The organism is Paraburkholderia acidisoli (genome assembly GCF_009789675.1).
Taxonomy (GTDB): domain Bacteria; phylum Pseudomonadota; class Gammaproteobacteria; order Burkholderiales; family Burkholderiaceae; genus Paraburkholderia; species Paraburkholderia acidisoli.
In genome coordinates, this window is sequence record NZ_CP046915.1 from 490,735 (window position 1) to 504,804 (window position 14,070).

Sequence of the window (14,070 nt, forward strand, 5' to 3'; positions counted from 1 at the left end):
GCCATTCGCTCGAAATCGGCCTGAGATCGCGAAGCACCACGAGCGTGGCTCGTCGAATGCGCAACGGCGCGCCGAGCCACCGGTCACCGTCGCGCCCGATAGGGGAGCGCCGGCCGCCACCCTCGTCGCGCCAACACCCGGTACGCCACGAAACGCCGCGAAGCTTACCGCGCGGCACCATCGTAGAACGGGTGCGCGGGCGCGTCGGTGGCGCGCCATGCATAGCGACGCAGCAGCGCCACATAGCCGTCGATCACGAAGCCGCCGCATTTGTCGTGATAGTCGTCGCGCCGCAAGCGGTACGCGAGCGGCAGATGAAACCACGGCAGCCCCGGCAAATCGTGATGCACGAGATGGTAGTTGTTGTTCAGATATAGCAACCGCATGACGATGCCCGCCTCGTTGATGGCGATGCGCGCCTTCGGCGACGACGCCGCCCGATGCTCGTAGAGCGAGCGCACCATCGCCAGCCCGAGCGCGGGCCAACTGATCGCCACGAGATAGAACCACCACGGCACGCCCGCGTAACGCTGCACCGCGGCGAGCAGCAACGCGACCGCCGCAACGTGCGCGAGCCACATCGGCAAGTGACGCGTATCGCCCGTTCGCGCCGTTTTCGCCGCGCCGGTCAGCATCGTCCCCACCGCCATCGGCGGCCCGATCACCATGCGCCCGACGAAGCTCTTGCGCGCGCGCCACAGCACGCGTTGCCAGCGGGGCAGGCGCGTCCAGCGTGCGGGCAGCACGTAATTCGTTTCGGGGTCGATGCCGGGCACCGTCAGCGCTTCGTCGCGGTGATGCGCCATGTGGCTCTCGCGATACAGCGTGTACGGGAACCACACCGCGAGCGGCGGCCAGCCGAGCGCCATGTTCACGCCGGCCAGGCGAGTGGGATGCCCATGAATGAGTTCGTGCTGCAGCGACATATGCCACGCGCACAACACGATCAGTAGCGGCGTGGCCGCTGGCAGGGAAAGATGGCCTGCGTGCAAACCCGTCAGCACGCCGAGCCAGCCGCCATAGATCACGGCGATAAGGAGCCACGTGGGCCACTGCGTACGCGCGGCGAAGCGTTTGCCGAGCGCGGCGATGTCGCGCGCGTGATCTGCATCGAAATATTCGGCCATGTCGTCAGTTCCGCGTTCGTGACGATACGGACCACGAACCATCACCGAGCGCTCACGATAACCAGGCCCGAACCGCGCGCCAACCAACGGATTGGCATTTGCTTATTCGTTGCCGCTTCACTTCGTATGCAATGCACGACGCGAGCCTCATCCACGTAAAATGCGTGTATGAACTCGCCCGCCCGCTGGACCGCTTCTTTGCCGATGTACAACGTCACGCCGCATCACACGGCGCGATGGCGCGCGTTGTTGCACGACTGTGTAAAGGCGTTCGCCGATGCGCGCGGGCCGCGCGAGGTCAGCGTGATCGCGTCGCCCGAAGGCGCGCTGCTGCCGCATTGGCGCGACGCGAATTTGCTGCTGTCGCAGACCTGCGGCTTCCCGTATCGCATGCTGGGGTTGGAGCGCGATGCGCAGCTCGTGGCCACGCCGATCTTCGAGGCCCCGGGCTGCGAAGGCCCGCGTTATCGCAGCGTGATCGTCGTGTCGAACGCGGCATGGCGCAACGGCGCAACGACGCTCGAAGCGTGCCGCGGTTTGCGCGCGGCCGCGAATAGCATCGACTCGCACAGCGGCATGAATGCGCTGCGTCACGCCGTGGCACCGCTCGCGCAATCCCGGCCTTTCTTCAGCTCGGTCACATGGACAGGCTCGCATGCCGCCACGCTGCGCGCGCTCGCCGCGCAAGACGCCGACGTGGGCGCCATCGATTGCGTCACGCTGGCCTTGTTGCGCGATGCCGGGTTCGAGCCGCTGCGCCATGTGCGCGAGATTGGCATGACCGTGGATGCGCCCGGCTTGCCGCTGATCGCAGCGAAGTCGCTCGATGATTCGGATCTCGAAGCATTGCGCGACGCGCTCGATACGGCCCATGCCACCAGCCCGGCGCGCGCGCGCGAATTGCGCCTGCGTGGCTTCGCGCGGCTCACGCCCGGCGCTTACGCGGAGATCGAAACCCTCGCGCTCGCCGCGGGCGAGCAAGGCTACCCCGAACTGCGCTAACGTGCGTTTCCGTCGCGCGCGAGGAACGCCGCGCAACGATCCTCGGGCGTGGTGAGCCGGTCGTGATGCAGGCACAGGCGGCTCGCGCCCACGGTCGCGCCCCACGCCGAGCCGAACGACGCGAGCCCCGCGATGCGCGCTTCGAGCAGCGCGCGATCATCGGCCCAACACGCGCAACGCGTGCACGCGTCGTGGGCCACGGCGAGCACGGCGGCGCTCATTGGCCGAGCGCCGACCAGAACGACGCGAACACCTGCGCCGAAAGCAGATAGCCAATCACCTCGTTCACCGCCGCGCCCGCCGTGAAGGCGAGGAACGGCTTCACGCCGTGTTCGAAAGCGCTGTGAAGCGCGTGGTGAGGCCGATGCTCAGAAAGCAGAACGTGAACGCCCACGTGCGCAACGCGACGATCAACGAAACTTAAATCACTTATCGATCCAGGCTCATTGCCCCGGCGCGGGCTGCGCGTAATCCTCGGCGTCGATGTCGTAGCCCGACGGCTCCCAGCGAATCGCGAGCAGCACCAGCAGCGAGGCGAGCGGTGCGAGCGCGATCACCCAGAACACTTTGGTGCCGAGCGCCGCCGCGAGAATCGGAAACAGGAACAGCGAGACCGTCGACGAGGAGCGCACCAGCGTCTGATTGAACCCCACGCCAATACCGCGCAGCGAGGTCGGGTAGCTGAGCGACGCATAGGTCATGCTGTGCGAACCGGGGCCGAACCCCTGACCGAACAGATAGCCGCCGAGCAGCAGGATCGCGAGCACGACCAGCACGCCGTTGCCCGGATGACCGATCAGCGCGAGACCGATCAGCGAAACGAATTGCAGACTGTGGCCGAGCACCGTCATCTTCCACGCGCCCACCGTGGGCGCCGTGCGCACGCCGATCAGGCCGCCCACGAACGCGAACAGCAGGTTGAGCGCGAGCGCGGCGACGATGGTCGTGAGCGGGCCCTGTTGCAGGAAGCTCGCGATGATCACGGGCAGCCCGAAAATGATCGCGTTATAGCCGAACGACGAAGCCGCGCCGATGGTAGCCGCGAGTATCGTGCGGCGCCGGTAGGTGGCGTTGAACAGCACGCCGTAGTTGCGCCACGAAGCGGCGCGCGGTCGCGTCTGCGCCGCGTGCGGGTCGCCGCCTTGCGCGCGCTCCACCACCGCATCCACACCATACGTACGCTTGAGAATACGCGCCGCGCCTTCGAGATCGCCCTGATTCGCGGCCCACACCGGCGACTCGCTGATATAGCGGCTGCGCACCGCGATGATGACGAGCGCCGGTACCGCGCCGAACGCGAGCGTGAGCCGCCAGAGCCAGCCCAGTTGATGCGCGGGCAGGATCGCATAGAGCCCGAGGATCAGCAGATAGCAGGTGCTCGTGGCCGCGTACCACGCGGGGCACCATGCCGCCACGCTCGCCGCCTTGTTGCCCTTGCCCGCCACGCGCGAGAACTCGGCGAGAAATGCCATGGCCACCGGCAGGTCGAGGCCCACGCCGAAGCCCATCAGAAAGCGCGCGCCGCCCAGCACCCACGCATTGGGCGCGAGACCCGCCGCGATGGCCGCGACCACGAAGAACAGCATGTCGGCCATGAACACGCGGTAGCGGCCAATGCGGTCGGTGAGATAGCCGCCGAACAGCGCGCCGAGAATCGCGCCGAAGGTGATCGCCGCGGAGACGAAGCCCACTTGCACGGGCGAGAGCGCGAATTCGCGCGCGATGTCCTTTACGCCATAAGCCAGCGAGGTGAGATCGTAGGCGTCGAGAAACACGCCGCCGAGCGCGATGGCCAGCACGACGCGCGCATTGCTGCCCGTGGCGGCGCCCGCGTTGACGAGGCGCGCGACGTCTTGCGCCGAGCGGATCACGGCGGGCGCCGCGGCGTGGGCGGCGTGGGCGTCGCGCGCGGCGGCATCGGCCGGAGGAGTGGGTACCGCGATAGTGGACATGATGACGGACGCTCGCGAAGGAGAACAATCGTGGAAGATCGCTGCATCCTAGCCAGCCTCGCGGCGCACGCAAAACGACGAATTTTGCTAAGCATTGCGCACGAAATTGGTTGGCCGCGCGCATGCCGCTCTCTAGCATCGCGTCATCTTCCACTCGTCCCGTGACGGACATCATGAATAAAAGAACCCTTCTCGCCACCACGCTGGCCACGCTCGCCCTGGGCGTCACGTTCGCCGCCGCGCCGCTCGCCCACGCCGCCGATCAAACGCTGCGCGTGGGCATCATGTCGGGCGAAGACGAGGACGTCTGGCGCGTGGTGGCCGCCAATGCCGCGAAGCACGGCCTCAAGGTCAAGGTGACGACGTTCGCCGACTATACGCAGCCGAACGAGGCCCTCTCCGAACACGATCTCGACGCCAATTCGTTCCAGCACAAGCCCTATCTGGACGCGCAGGTCAAGGCCCGCGGCTACAAGATCGTGCCCGTGGGCTTCACCTACGTGCAGCCCATCGGCCTCTATTCGCACAAGGTGAAGTCGGTGGCGGATCTGCCGCAGAACGCCACCGTGGCCGTGCCCAACGACCCGAGCAACGAAGGCCGCTCGCTGCTGTTGCTGCAGGCGCTCGGCCTCATCACGCTGCGTGCCGACGTGGGCCTGCTGCCCACCGCGCGCGACATCGCGAAGAATCCGAAGAACCTGCGCATTCGCGAGCTCGACGCCGGTATCGTGGGCCGCTCGATCGACGACGTGGACGCCGCCGTCATCAACACCGACTGGGCCGTGAAGGCCGGTATCAAGATCCCGCAGGACCGTATCGCGCAGGAAAAGGTGCCCGGTAATCCGTATCGCAACTTCATCGCCGTGAACGAGAAGGACGCGAATGCGCCGTGGGTGCATACGCTCGTGGAGAGCTATCAGCAGGCAAACGTGGCAACGGAAATTCTCTCCGTCTATCACGGTGCAACGTTGCCTGCCTGGAAGGATGCGCCGCAGCAGTGAGTCCCGAGCAGTGCGTTTTGTTTAGCGCCTGCGAGAAGAACGAAAAGCCATTGATTCGGTATCCCGATCAACGGCTTTTTTACGTCGACAAAACCCTCAGACGGCTTCCGTCACCTTGCGATAGCTCGCGCCCGCATGACGTTCGGGCAAAGTCGGGCCTGCCTGAAAGAGCTTGTCGCGCAGCGTGCCTGGCGCATATTGCGTCTTGTAGAGGCCGCGCGACTGCAATTCCGGAATCACGAGGTCGACGAAATCCTCGTAGCTTTCCGGCACCACGGTACGGCTCAGATTGAAGCCGTCCACGCCGGTCTCCGCGACCCACGACTGCAGTTCGTCCGCGACCTGCGAGGCGCTGCCGAAGATGGCCGGGTAACGGCCGCCGAGTTCGAACATCTCCAGCAGCTTGCGGCGCGTCCAGCCATGCTGCTTCGCCGTGCGCGTGGCCGACTCGATGGCGTTGCCCGGCGCGTAGTCCACGGGCGCGTCCAGGTCGTACTGCGCGTAGTCGATACCGGTGCTCGAGGCGAAATGCGCGAGACCCGCCTCGCGGCTCGCGTACTGGCGATAATCCGCGTACTTCTCTCGCGCTTCCTGTTCGGTCGCGCCCGCCACCACGGCCGCGCCCACGAACACCTTCACGTCGTCGGGACGCCGCCCCGCCAGCACCAGTTGCTCGCGCAGCGCGCGCACCGTTTCGCGCGCGGCGGCGCGGTTGGGCGGCGAGATGAACACGCATTCGGCGTGGCGCGCGGCGAAACGCTGGCCGCGTCCAGAACTGCCCGCCTGGAACAGCACCGGCGTGCGTTGCGGCGAGGGCTCGGCAAGGTGATAGCCGTCCACGCGGTAATAGCGCCCGGCATGCTCGACGCGATGCACCTTGGCGGGATCGGCGAAAACGCGTGCGGCCTTGTCGCGGCGTACCGCGTCCGCCTCCCAACTGCCTTCCCACAACTTGTACAGGACTTCCAGGTATTCGTCGGCGCGATCGTAGCGTTCGTCGTGCGGGAGCTGTTGTTCGAGACCCATCGCGCGCGCGGCGCTGTCGAGATACCCCGTGACGATGTTCCAGCCGATGCGGCCATTCGTGAGGTGATCGAGCGTCGAGAAACGCCGCGCGAGCAGATAGGGCTGCTCGTAAGTGAGATTCACCGTCACGCCGAAACCCAGATGTTCGGTGACGGCCGCCATGGCGGGCACGAGCAGTGTGGGATCGTTCACGGGCAACTGGATCGACTCGCGCAACGTGACGTCGACATTGCGCTGGTACACGTCGTACACGCCCACGATATCGGCGAGAAACAAGCCGTCGAACAGGCCGCGTTCGAGCGTGCGCGCGAGATTGGTCCAGTACGCGAGCGTGCGGTAATCGGTCGAGCGGTCGCGCGGGTGTGTCCACAAGCCGTGGTTGATATGGCCCACGCAATTCATGTTGAATGCGTTGAGCAGAATCTGCTTGTCCGGTTTCGCCATTTGCCATGCTCCATGCAGGATCGTCTGTCATTGGAACAGTGCGAACGCCAATTCACTACCAGTTTATTCGCGATTGCATATGCGCTTTCACGATGAGGCCGATGACACCCGGCGCGTCCAGCGCATCACGTCACGGCCCATCACATCACGTGACATCACGCCGCGGCGCTTGCATCGCGCGCCGCAGCAGCCGCGGCCGCCGCGCGCGGCTGGCGCTCCAGCGCCATCACCGAAGCCGCCACGATCAGCAAACCACCCATCCACGCCGAAACCGTCAGGCGCTCGCCGAGCCACAGCACCGCGAACAGCGCGCCGAACACGGGCTCGCTGCCCATCAGCAAGGCCACGCGCGTGGGACTGCTGCGGCTCACCGCGTAGTTCTGCACGAAGAACGCGAACAGCGTGCAGGCGGCCACGAGCCAGATCACGCTGCCCCAGAACGCGGCGTGGCCCTGCCACGCGGGCAGCGCCTGCCATTGCGCGGGCGCGACGGTGAGTGCGAGCGCGGCGCAGCCGAACGCCACCACGCCCGCCTGCACCGCCGTGATCGTGAGCGGCGGCACGGCGCCCGCGCCCATCGCGCGCTTGACGGCGCAACTCGTGAGCGCGCGCAGCAGCGCGGCGAGCACCACGAGCGCGTCGCCGGCGCTGAGCGCGACGTGGCCGCCCGTGAGCAGGAAGGCGCCCAGCATCGAGACCGCCGCCGCGCCCCATTCGATCGCGCGCGGCGCCCGGCGCAGCCAGGCCCATTCCACGAGCGGCGTGAAGACCACGCACAGGCTGATGAGGAACGCCGCGTTCGAGGCGCGCGTGAGCGACACGCCGAAGGTCTCGGCGAGAAAGATGCCCAGCAGCAGCACGCCCGCGCCGAGCACCGCCGCGCGCTCGCGCCAGCCCACGTTCAGCAGCGCGCGCAACGCGGGCGAGAGCAACACGAAGGTGATGCCGAAGCGCAGCGCGAGCAGACCGAGCACGGGATAGACGAGCAGCGCGCCTTTGACGACGCCGTAACTCGTGCCCCAGATGAGCGCGACGACAACGAGCAGGGCATCGACGGTACGGGGCGAACGCAGCAGGCGGAACATGGGGGCAACCGGAAAAGAAGGAGGAAAGCCGATTGTCCGCCATTGCACTCGCGGCGATAATCCAGCTCAACGGAACATCATCTATGTCGGTAATGCACAAATGAACCCGAGTGATCTCCTGCCTCTGCTGCCCGATCTCGCCACCTTCGCGCGCGTGGTCGAGGCCGGCAATTTCTCGCTCGCGGCACGCCAGCTCGGCAGCACGCCGTCCACCGTCAGCCGCCAGATGCAGCGGCTCGAACGCGCGCTCGGCACGCGCCTGCTGGAGCGCTCCACGCGCAGCCTGCGGCTCACGGAGTCGGGTGGCGAGGTGTACCGGCATTGCGCGGATATGCTCGGCGCGGCGGCGAGCGCGGCCGAAGCTGCCAGCCGCCTGAGCGAGCGCCCGCACGGGCGCGTGAGTGTGAGTGCGCCCATTTCGTTCGCGCAGAGCGTGGTGCATCCGCTGATCGCCGGATTCCTGCGCGCGTATGAAGACGTGGACGTGCAACTGATGTTCACCGACCGCGACGTCGATCCGGTGCGCGATCACGTCGACGTGGTGATCCGCCCGACACCCGCGCCGCCGCCCGGCCTGGCCGCGCGGCGCGTCGGCAGCTTGCGCTGGCTGCCTTGCGCCTCGCCTGGCTACTTGCGCGACCGCGGCATGCCGCAGCACCCGAAGGACCTCGCGCAGCACAACTGCCTCTATCTGGGCGAAAGCGCCGACGACAACCGCTGGTCGTTCCGGCGCGGCGCGCGCAGCCACACGGTCGAGGTGCGCGGGCGCTACAGCGCCAACGACGTGACGGCCCGGCTCGACGCCGCCCTCGACGGCTGGGGCGTGGCGTGCCTGCCCGAATTCGCCGCCACCGAGGCGTTGCGCGACGGCCGCCTCGTGCGTGTGCTGCCCGAGTGGGCGCTGGAGCCGCGCGCGTACAGCGGCCCGGTGTGGATGCTGTATCCGCCCAACCGCTTTCTGCCGCCCAAGGTGCGCGCGCTGATCGACTGGCTCGGCGAGCGGCTGCCGGCGTGAGCGTCGCGCGGGGCGACGTTTCGGGCGACGTTTCGGGCGACGTTTCGGGCGATGTTTCGGGCGACGTTTCGGCGACGTTTCGGCGACGTTTGGGCGACGTTTGGGCGATGTTTAGGCCGCCGCTTGATCGGCGAATGAAAGCCGCGTGAGACGATCGGGCATGAACTTGAGTCGTCTCGACATTCATTTGCGCACGGCCGCCACCTAGACTGGGCTATCGATACCACGAAGCGCGCAGCGCGGAAGGACACGTCATGCAAACCCTGCGAACGGATGTCGCCATCATCGGGGCCGGTACGGCCGGTCTCTCCGCCTACCGGGCCGCCAAGGCCGAAGGCAAGCAAGCGGTGCTGATCGAAGGCGGCGCGTACGGCACGACCTGCGCCCGCGTGGGCTGCATGCCGTCGAAGTTGCTGATCGCCGCCGCCGAAGCCGCGCATGCCGTGCAACTCGCGCCGCGCTTCGGCGTGAACGTGAGCGGCGTGGAAGTGGACGGCCGCGCCGTGATGGCGCGCTTGCGCAACGAGCGCGACCGCTTCGTCGGCTTCGTGGTGGACGGCGTGCACGCGCTGCCCGCGGCGGACCGGCTGGTCGGCCACGCGCGCTTTATCGACGACAACCTGCTGCAATTAGGCGATCACACCACGCTGCGCGCCGCGAGCGTCGTGATCGCCACGGGCTCCACGCCCATCGTGCCCGAGGCGCTCGCGGGTCTCGGCGACCGCCTGCTCGTCAACGACGACGTGTTCGAGTGGCAAGACCTGCCGCGCAGCGTGGCCGTGGTGGGCGCGGGCGTGATCGGCCTCGAACTCGGTCAGGCGCTCGCGCGGCTCGGCGTGCGGGTGACGCTGTACGGCGGCTCGCGCGGCCATATCGGTCCGCTCACCGACCCGCAGGTGATCGACGAAGCGCATCGCGTGTTCGGCGCGACCCTGCATCTGGAACCGCGCGGCCGCGTGGTCTCGGCCAGCCGCACCGAGGCGGGCGTGACGCTGCGCTATGCGCGCGCCGACGGCACGCATAGCGAAGACACGTTCGATTACGTGCTCGCCGCAGCGGGCCGCCGCCCGAACGTGGCGCATCTCGGTCTCGCCAACACGTCGCTGGAACTCGATGCGCACGGCGTGCCGCGCTACGACGCCGCCACGCTGCAAGCGGGCCGCGCGCCGGTGTTCCTCGCCGGCGACGTGAACGACGCCCACGCGCTGCTGCACGAAGCCGCCGACGACGGCCGCGCCGCCGGCCGCAACGCCGCGCGCTTCCCGGCGGTGGAACCGGTCGCGCGGCGCGCCGCGCTGGCGATCGTCTTCTCCGACCCGCAGATCGCCATCGTCGGGCAAGCTCACGCCACGCTCGAAGCCGGTACGTTCGTGACCGGCGCGGTGCATTTCGAAGATCAGGGCCGCAGCCGCGTGATGCTCAAGAACCACGGCCTCGGCCATGTGTACGTCGATCGGGAAACGCGGCGGTTGCTCGGCGCGGAATGGTTCGGGCCGGCGGCCGAGCATATCGGCCATCTGCTCGCGTGGAGCGCGCAGATGCGGCTGAGCGTGGACGACATGCTCGCGATGCCGTTCTATCACCCCGTGATCGAGGAAGGCTTGCGCACCGCGTTGCGCGACGCCGCCGCGCAGCTGTGAACCCGTGGGTTCGACCCACTACGCGACCCACTACGCGACCCAACGCGCGCCCCGATCCGCGACGCGATACCCTGCAAAAAACGCAAAGGAAACCGCCATCATGAAAGCGCTCGTTCTCAGCCAGTACGACGGCCCGCTGGAAGCCGTCACGCTCGAGGTTCCGCAGCCGCGCGCGGGCGAAGTGCTCGTGCGCGTTCACGCGGCCGGCCTCAATCCGCTCGACACGAAGATCCGTGCGGGCAAGGCGGCGCATGCGCAGCACCCGCTGCCGCTCGTGCTCGGCATCGACATGGCGGGCGTGGTGGAAGCCGTGGGCCCGAGCCGCGACGGGCGGCCCGCGCGTTTCGCGCCCGGCGACGCCGTGTACGGCATGACGGGCGGCGTGGGCGGCATACAAGGTTCGCTCGCGCAATATGCCGCCGTCGACGCCGACCTGCTCGCGCGCCAGCCCGCGAATCTCTCGATGCGCGAGGCGGCCGCGCTGCCGCTCGCGTTCATCACGGCGTGGTCGGGCATCGTCGACCGGGCGCGGCTTCAGGCCGGTCAAAGCGTGCTCGTGCAAGGCGGCGCGGGCGGTGTCGGGCACGTGGCCGTGCAGATCGCGCGGGCGCTCGGCGCGAGCGTGTTCGCCACGGGCAGCGCGCGCAACCAGCACGCCATCGCGCAGTGGGGCGCCACGCCCATCGACTACGGCGCACAAAGCGTCGAGCAGTACGTGGCGGCGTACACGAACGGCGCGGGCTTCGATCTCGTGGTGGATACCGTGGGCGGCGCGACGCTCGACGCGTCGTTCGCGGCGGTCAAACACTTCGGCCACGTGGTGAGCGCGCTCGGTTGGGGCACGCATGCGCTCGCGCCGCTGTCGTTTCGCGAAGCCAGTTACTCAGGCGTGTTCACGCTGTATCCGCTATTGAGCGGTGCGCATCGCGCGCATCACGGCGAAATGCTCGGCGAGGCGACGCGGCTGGCCGAAGGGGGTCAGCTCGCGCCGCGTGTGGATGCGCGGCGATTCGCGCTCGAAGAGGCGGAGCGCGCGTATGCCGCGCTCGCGGACGGCAGCGCGGCGGGCAAGATCGTCGTGGACGTGGCGTAACGCGGGATCAGCGCGCGGTCAACGCGTGGTCAACGTGCGTTCAACGCGTGGTCGGCGCGTGGTCAACATGGTTAGCGTGGTTATCGCGGTTAGCGCGGTCGAAGCGATTAGCGTTGCGCGCTGGCGCCCGCTTCGGCGCAACCCGCGCGCACGCGCCGCACGATCGTCACGCACGAGAGCACGATAAAAAGCCGCCATAGCCACGCGGCCACGCCACCCACCTCGCCCAGCGCAAGCCCCACGCCAATCCACAACGCGAACGCGCCGAGCACGAACGCGCGATCGCTCTTGCCGAACGGACCGTCGTAGCGGCGGCTCGCGCCCGCGAGCGGCCCGATCAACCCGGCGCACTCGACCACGGCAGCGGCCAGCGCGAACAGCCAGACATCGGCAGAGGTGAACGCGCGCACGCACAGAAAGGGCAGCGCGAGCGCGATGTCGGAGATCACGTCGCCGAGTTCGTTGAGATACGCGCCCAGCGTGCTCTTCTGGCCGTGCTCGCGCGCGAGCATGCCGTCGATGGCGTTGAGCGCCATGCGCAGGAACAGCCACACGGGAATCAGCAGAAACACGCGCGGCGCACCGCCGCCGCATGCGCCGACGATCGCCCCGACCACGATCGACCCAAGCGCCGCGCCCAGCGTGACCTGGTTCGCCGTGACGCCGTGCGCGGCAAGCCAGCGCGTGATGGGACGCAGCAGATTCTGAAATTTCGGTTTGAGGGCGTAGAGGCTCATCAGCGGCTCATGGCGGTTCGAAAGCGCGTTAAGTGGGTTAGACACGGTCGGTCGGTCACGGTCGCTCAGACACGGTCGATCGGATCGGGGCGGACGAAAGGAATCGCCCGCTACAATGCCACAACGGCGATCCCGCGCAACATGAGGCGAATCCGAAACGGACGGTCCCGGTTCGCGCGTCGTCAAGATTGTTGAAAGTCGCGCGCCACCAGACCCACGTCAAACCGGTTCGATCCGACGGCGCACGGCCAGCGCGCACTGAGGCCAGATCGCGCACAATGCCACGCGCATCGCCGTACGCGGCCTGCATGCGTCATTCTAAAAACACGCGGCGACTTTAGAACAACCAACGATGAAGACACTCTGGCATGTCTGGCAACGCGACGCGCTACTCGCCCTCGTGCGGCTGCTCGTGGGCGCGTATCCCGTCTGGCATCGGCAAGCGCTTGCGGAGTCGGCCAACGCGCAAAGCATCTGGTTTTCCAATCACACGAGTCATATCGACACGCTCGCGATTCTGGCCGCGCTGCCACGCGACGTGCGCGCGCGCGTGCGGCCCGTCGCGGCGCGCGACTACTGGGACAGCGGCAAGCTCAAGCGGCATATCGCGCGCAACATACTCAACGCGGTGCTGATCGACCGCCATCGCGAGTCGGGCGGCGATCCGCTCGATCCGGTGCGCGAGGCGCTCGCGCAAGGGCATTCGGTGCTGATCTTTCCCGAGGGCACGCGCGGCACGGAACCGCTGCCGCAGCCCTTCAAGAGCGGGCTCTTTCATCTGTCGAACGATTTTCCGGCCGCCGCGCTCGCGCCCGTGTATCTGGAGAATCTGCAGCGCATCATGCCGAAGGGCACGATCTGGCCCGTGCCGCTCATCTGCAAGGTGCATTTCGGCGAGACGCAGCCGCGCCTCGAACACGAGGACAAACCCGCGTTTCTCGCCCGCATGCACGCGGCCATCGTGGCGCTCGTGCCGCATCGCCCTGAATCCTCCTGACCTCGGACCGATCACGACATGCAGAATCCCTTCTGGAGTCTCGTTACCGGCGTGGTGGCCGTCCTGCTGATCGCCACCTTCGTGGGCGCGATACTCGGCGCGCGCGGCGGCAAGGACAATCCCACCATCGTCAATCTGAACCAGCGTATTTATGCCTGGTGGGCAATGGTCGCGGTCATGGTCGTCGCGCTCGGCCTCGGCAACAACGTCACGTATTGCGTGTTCGCGGTGTTCTCGTATCTCGCGCTGCGCGAATTCATCACGCTCACGCCCACCACGCCCAGCGACCACAGCACGTTGTTCATCGCGTTCTTCGTGGCCATTCCGGTGCAGTACATCCTGCTCGGCGTGAACTGGTACGGCATGTATTCGATCTTCGTGCCGGTGCACCTGTTCTTCGCGATGTCGCTGGTTTCCGCGCTCACGCAGGACACGCGCGACTTCCTGAGCCGCAACGCCAAGATCAACTGGGCGCTGATGGTGTGCGTGTACGGCCTGAGCCACGCGCCCGCCGTGCTGATGCTCGACATTCCGCACTATGCGGGCAAGAACGCGCTGCTGCTGTTCTTTTTCCTGCTCGTCGTGCAGATCAGCGACGTGCTGCAATACGTGGTCGGCAAGCTGTTCGGGCGGCGCAAGATCGCGCCGCGTCTGTCGCCGTCGAAAACGGTGGAAGGGTTCGTGGGCGGCGGCTTGCTCGCCACCTTATGCGGCGCCGCGCTGTATCGCGTGACGCCGTTCAGCTTTGGCGCGGCCTTGCTGGTCTCGCTCGCCATCGTCATTGCGGGTTTTGTCGGCGGACTCGTGCTCTCGGCCGTGAAGCGCTCGCTCGGCGCCAAGGACTGGGGCTCGATGATCGCGGGACACGGCGGCATGCTCGATCGCGTGGATTCGATCTGCTTTGCCGCGCCCGTGTTTTTCCATCTCGTGCGGTATTTCTACGTCTGAAAC

The 14,070-nt window shown here is 67.4% G+C and carries 13 protein-coding genes; 7 read left to right on the forward strand and 6 right to left on the reverse strand.

Going from position 1 to position 14,070, the window contains the following annotated elements:
• Nucleotides 1-164: 164 nt before the first annotated feature.
• A complete protein-coding gene (locus FAZ98_RS24390; RefSeq protein ID WP_233272939.1) occupies nucleotides 165-1,169 on the reverse strand; it encodes a fatty acid desaturase in 1,005 nt (334 codons plus the stop codon).
• Between the two features lie 162 nt (nucleotides 1,170-1,331).
• Between FAZ98_RS24390 and FAZ98_RS24395 the strand changes: the two genes are divergently transcribed.
• Nucleotides 1,332-2,129 (forward strand): phosphate/phosphite/phosphonate ABC transporter substrate-binding protein, encoded by a 798-nt coding sequence (locus FAZ98_RS24395; RefSeq protein WP_158956472.1) that lies wholly within the window; start codon nucleotides 1,332-1,334, stop codon nucleotides 2,127-2,129.
• Here FAZ98_RS24395 and FAZ98_RS24400 read toward each other — a convergent pair.
• Nucleotides 2,126-2,350, reverse strand: a complete 225-nt coding sequence (locus FAZ98_RS24400) for a hypothetical protein (protein WP_158954879.1) — start codon at nucleotides 2,348-2,350, stop codon at nucleotides 2,126-2,128. The genes FAZ98_RS24395 and FAZ98_RS24400 overlap by 4 nt on opposite strands.
• A 222-nt stretch (nucleotides 2,351-2,572) precedes the next feature.
• The gene (locus tag FAZ98_RS24410; RefSeq protein WP_158954881.1) at nucleotides 2,573-4,081 is read right to left on the reverse strand and encodes an MFS transporter; all 1,509 of its coding nucleotides are present in this window, start codon (nucleotides 4,079-4,081) and stop codon (nucleotides 2,573-2,575) included.
• Between the two features lie 173 nt (nucleotides 4,082-4,254).
• On the opposite strand from FAZ98_RS24410, the gene FAZ98_RS24415 reads away from it, so the two are divergent.
• Nucleotides 4,255-5,082, forward strand: a complete 828-nt coding sequence (locus FAZ98_RS24415; RefSeq protein ID WP_158954883.1) for a MetQ/NlpA family lipoprotein — start codon at nucleotides 4,255-4,257, stop codon at nucleotides 5,080-5,082.
• A 96-nt stretch (nucleotides 5,083-5,178) separates the two neighbouring features.
• On the opposite strand, the gene FAZ98_RS24420 is transcribed toward FAZ98_RS24415, so the two are convergent.
• Nucleotides 5,179-6,552, reverse strand: a complete 1,374-nt coding sequence (locus FAZ98_RS24420; RefSeq protein WP_158954885.1) for an LLM class flavin-dependent oxidoreductase — start codon at nucleotides 6,550-6,552, stop codon at nucleotides 5,179-5,181.
• A gap of 155 nt (nucleotides 6,553-6,707) precedes the next feature.
• Nucleotides 6,708-7,637: a DMT family transporter gene (locus FAZ98_RS24425; RefSeq protein ID WP_158954887.1), complete on the reverse strand. Its 930-nt coding sequence runs from the start codon at nucleotides 7,635-7,637 to the stop codon at nucleotides 6,708-6,710.
• Nucleotides 7,638-7,737: 100 nt separating this feature from the next.
• Between FAZ98_RS24425 and FAZ98_RS24430 the strand changes: the two genes are divergently transcribed.
• The 3 genes from FAZ98_RS24430 to FAZ98_RS24440 all read left to right on the forward strand — a co-directional run bounded on the left by FAZ98_RS24430 (nucleotide 7,738) and on the right by FAZ98_RS24440 (nucleotide 11,385).
• The gene (locus FAZ98_RS24430) at nucleotides 7,738-8,652 is read left to right on the forward strand and encodes a LysR family transcriptional regulator (RefSeq protein ID WP_158954889.1); all 915 of its coding nucleotides are present in this window, start codon (nucleotides 7,738-7,740) and stop codon (nucleotides 8,650-8,652) included.
• Nucleotides 8,653-8,906: 254 nt separating this feature from the next.
• Nucleotides 8,907-10,292 carry a dihydrolipoyl dehydrogenase gene (locus tag FAZ98_RS24435; protein WP_158954890.1) on the forward strand — a complete coding sequence of 462 codons (1,386 nt, stop codon included), beginning with the start codon at nucleotides 8,907-8,909 and terminating at the stop codon, nucleotides 10,290-10,292.
• A 100-nt stretch (nucleotides 10,293-10,392) separates the two neighbouring features.
• Nucleotides 10,393-11,385, forward strand: coding sequence for a zinc-dependent alcohol dehydrogenase family protein (locus tag FAZ98_RS24440; protein ID WP_158954892.1), 993 nt, complete (start codon nucleotides 10,393-10,395; stop codon nucleotides 11,383-11,385).
• A 107-nt stretch (nucleotides 11,386-11,492) separates the two neighbouring features.
• On the opposite strand, the gene FAZ98_RS24445 is transcribed toward FAZ98_RS24440, so the two are convergent.
• Nucleotides 11,493-12,122: a CDP-alcohol phosphatidyltransferase family protein gene (locus tag FAZ98_RS24445; protein WP_158954894.1), complete on the reverse strand. Its 630-nt coding sequence runs from the start codon at nucleotides 12,120-12,122 to the stop codon at nucleotides 11,493-11,495.
• A 352-nt stretch (nucleotides 12,123-12,474) separates the two neighbouring features.
• On the opposite strand from FAZ98_RS24445, the gene FAZ98_RS24450 reads away from it, so the two are divergent.
• Nucleotides 12,475-13,119, forward strand: a complete 645-nt coding sequence (locus FAZ98_RS24450; protein WP_158954896.1) for a lysophospholipid acyltransferase family protein — start codon at nucleotides 12,475-12,477, stop codon at nucleotides 13,117-13,119.
• A gap of 18 nt (nucleotides 13,120-13,137) precedes the next feature.
• Entirely contained in the window at nucleotides 13,138-14,067 is a 930-nt protein-coding gene (locus tag FAZ98_RS24455) for a phosphatidate cytidylyltransferase (RefSeq protein ID WP_158954898.1), read from the forward strand.
• Nucleotides 14,068-14,070 lie beyond the last annotated feature (3 nt).

Coding starts and splice junctions, on each gene's coding strand:
- FAZ98_RS24390 (WP_233272939.1), bottom strand. CDS start 1,169: ATGGTTCGTGGTCCGTATCGTCACGAACGCGGAACTGACGACATGGCC.
- FAZ98_RS24440 (WP_158954892.1), top strand. CDS start 10,393: ATGAAAGCGCTCGTTCTCAGCCAGTACGACGGCCCGCTGGAAGCCGTC.
- FAZ98_RS24455 (WP_158954898.1), top strand. CDS start 13,138: ATGCAGAATCCCTTCTGGAGTCTCGTTACCGGCGTGGTGGCCGTCCTG.
- FAZ98_RS24445 (WP_158954894.1), bottom strand. CDS start 12,122: ATGAGCCTCTACGCCCTCAAACCGAAATTTCAGAATCTGCTGCGTCCC.
- FAZ98_RS24425 (WP_158954887.1), bottom strand. CDS start 7,637: ATGTTCCGCCTGCTGCGTTCGCCCCGTACCGTCGATGCCCTGCTCGTT.
- FAZ98_RS24395 (WP_158956472.1), top strand. CDS start 1,332: ATGTACAACGTCACGCCGCATCACACGGCGCGATGGCGCGCGTTGTTG.
- FAZ98_RS24430 (WP_158954889.1), top strand. CDS start 7,738: ATGAACCCGAGTGATCTCCTGCCTCTGCTGCCCGATCTCGCCACCTTC.
- FAZ98_RS24435 (WP_158954890.1), top strand. CDS start 8,907: ATGCAAACCCTGCGAACGGATGTCGCCATCATCGGGGCCGGTACGGCC.
- FAZ98_RS24410 (WP_158954881.1), bottom strand. CDS start 4,081: ATGTCCACTATCGCGGTACCCACTCCTCCGGCCGATGCCGCCGCGCGC.
- FAZ98_RS24400 (WP_158954879.1), bottom strand. CDS start 2,350: ATGAGCGCCGCCGTGCTCGCCGTGGCCCACGACGCGTGCACGCGTTGC.
- FAZ98_RS24420 (WP_158954885.1), bottom strand. CDS start 6,552: ATGGCGAAACCGGACAAGCAGATTCTGCTCAACGCATTCAACATGAAT.
- FAZ98_RS24450 (WP_158954896.1), top strand. CDS start 12,475: ATGAAGACACTCTGGCATGTCTGGCAACGCGACGCGCTACTCGCCCTC.
- FAZ98_RS24415 (WP_158954883.1), top strand. CDS start 4,255: ATGAATAAAAGAACCCTTCTCGCCACCACGCTGGCCACGCTCGCCCTG.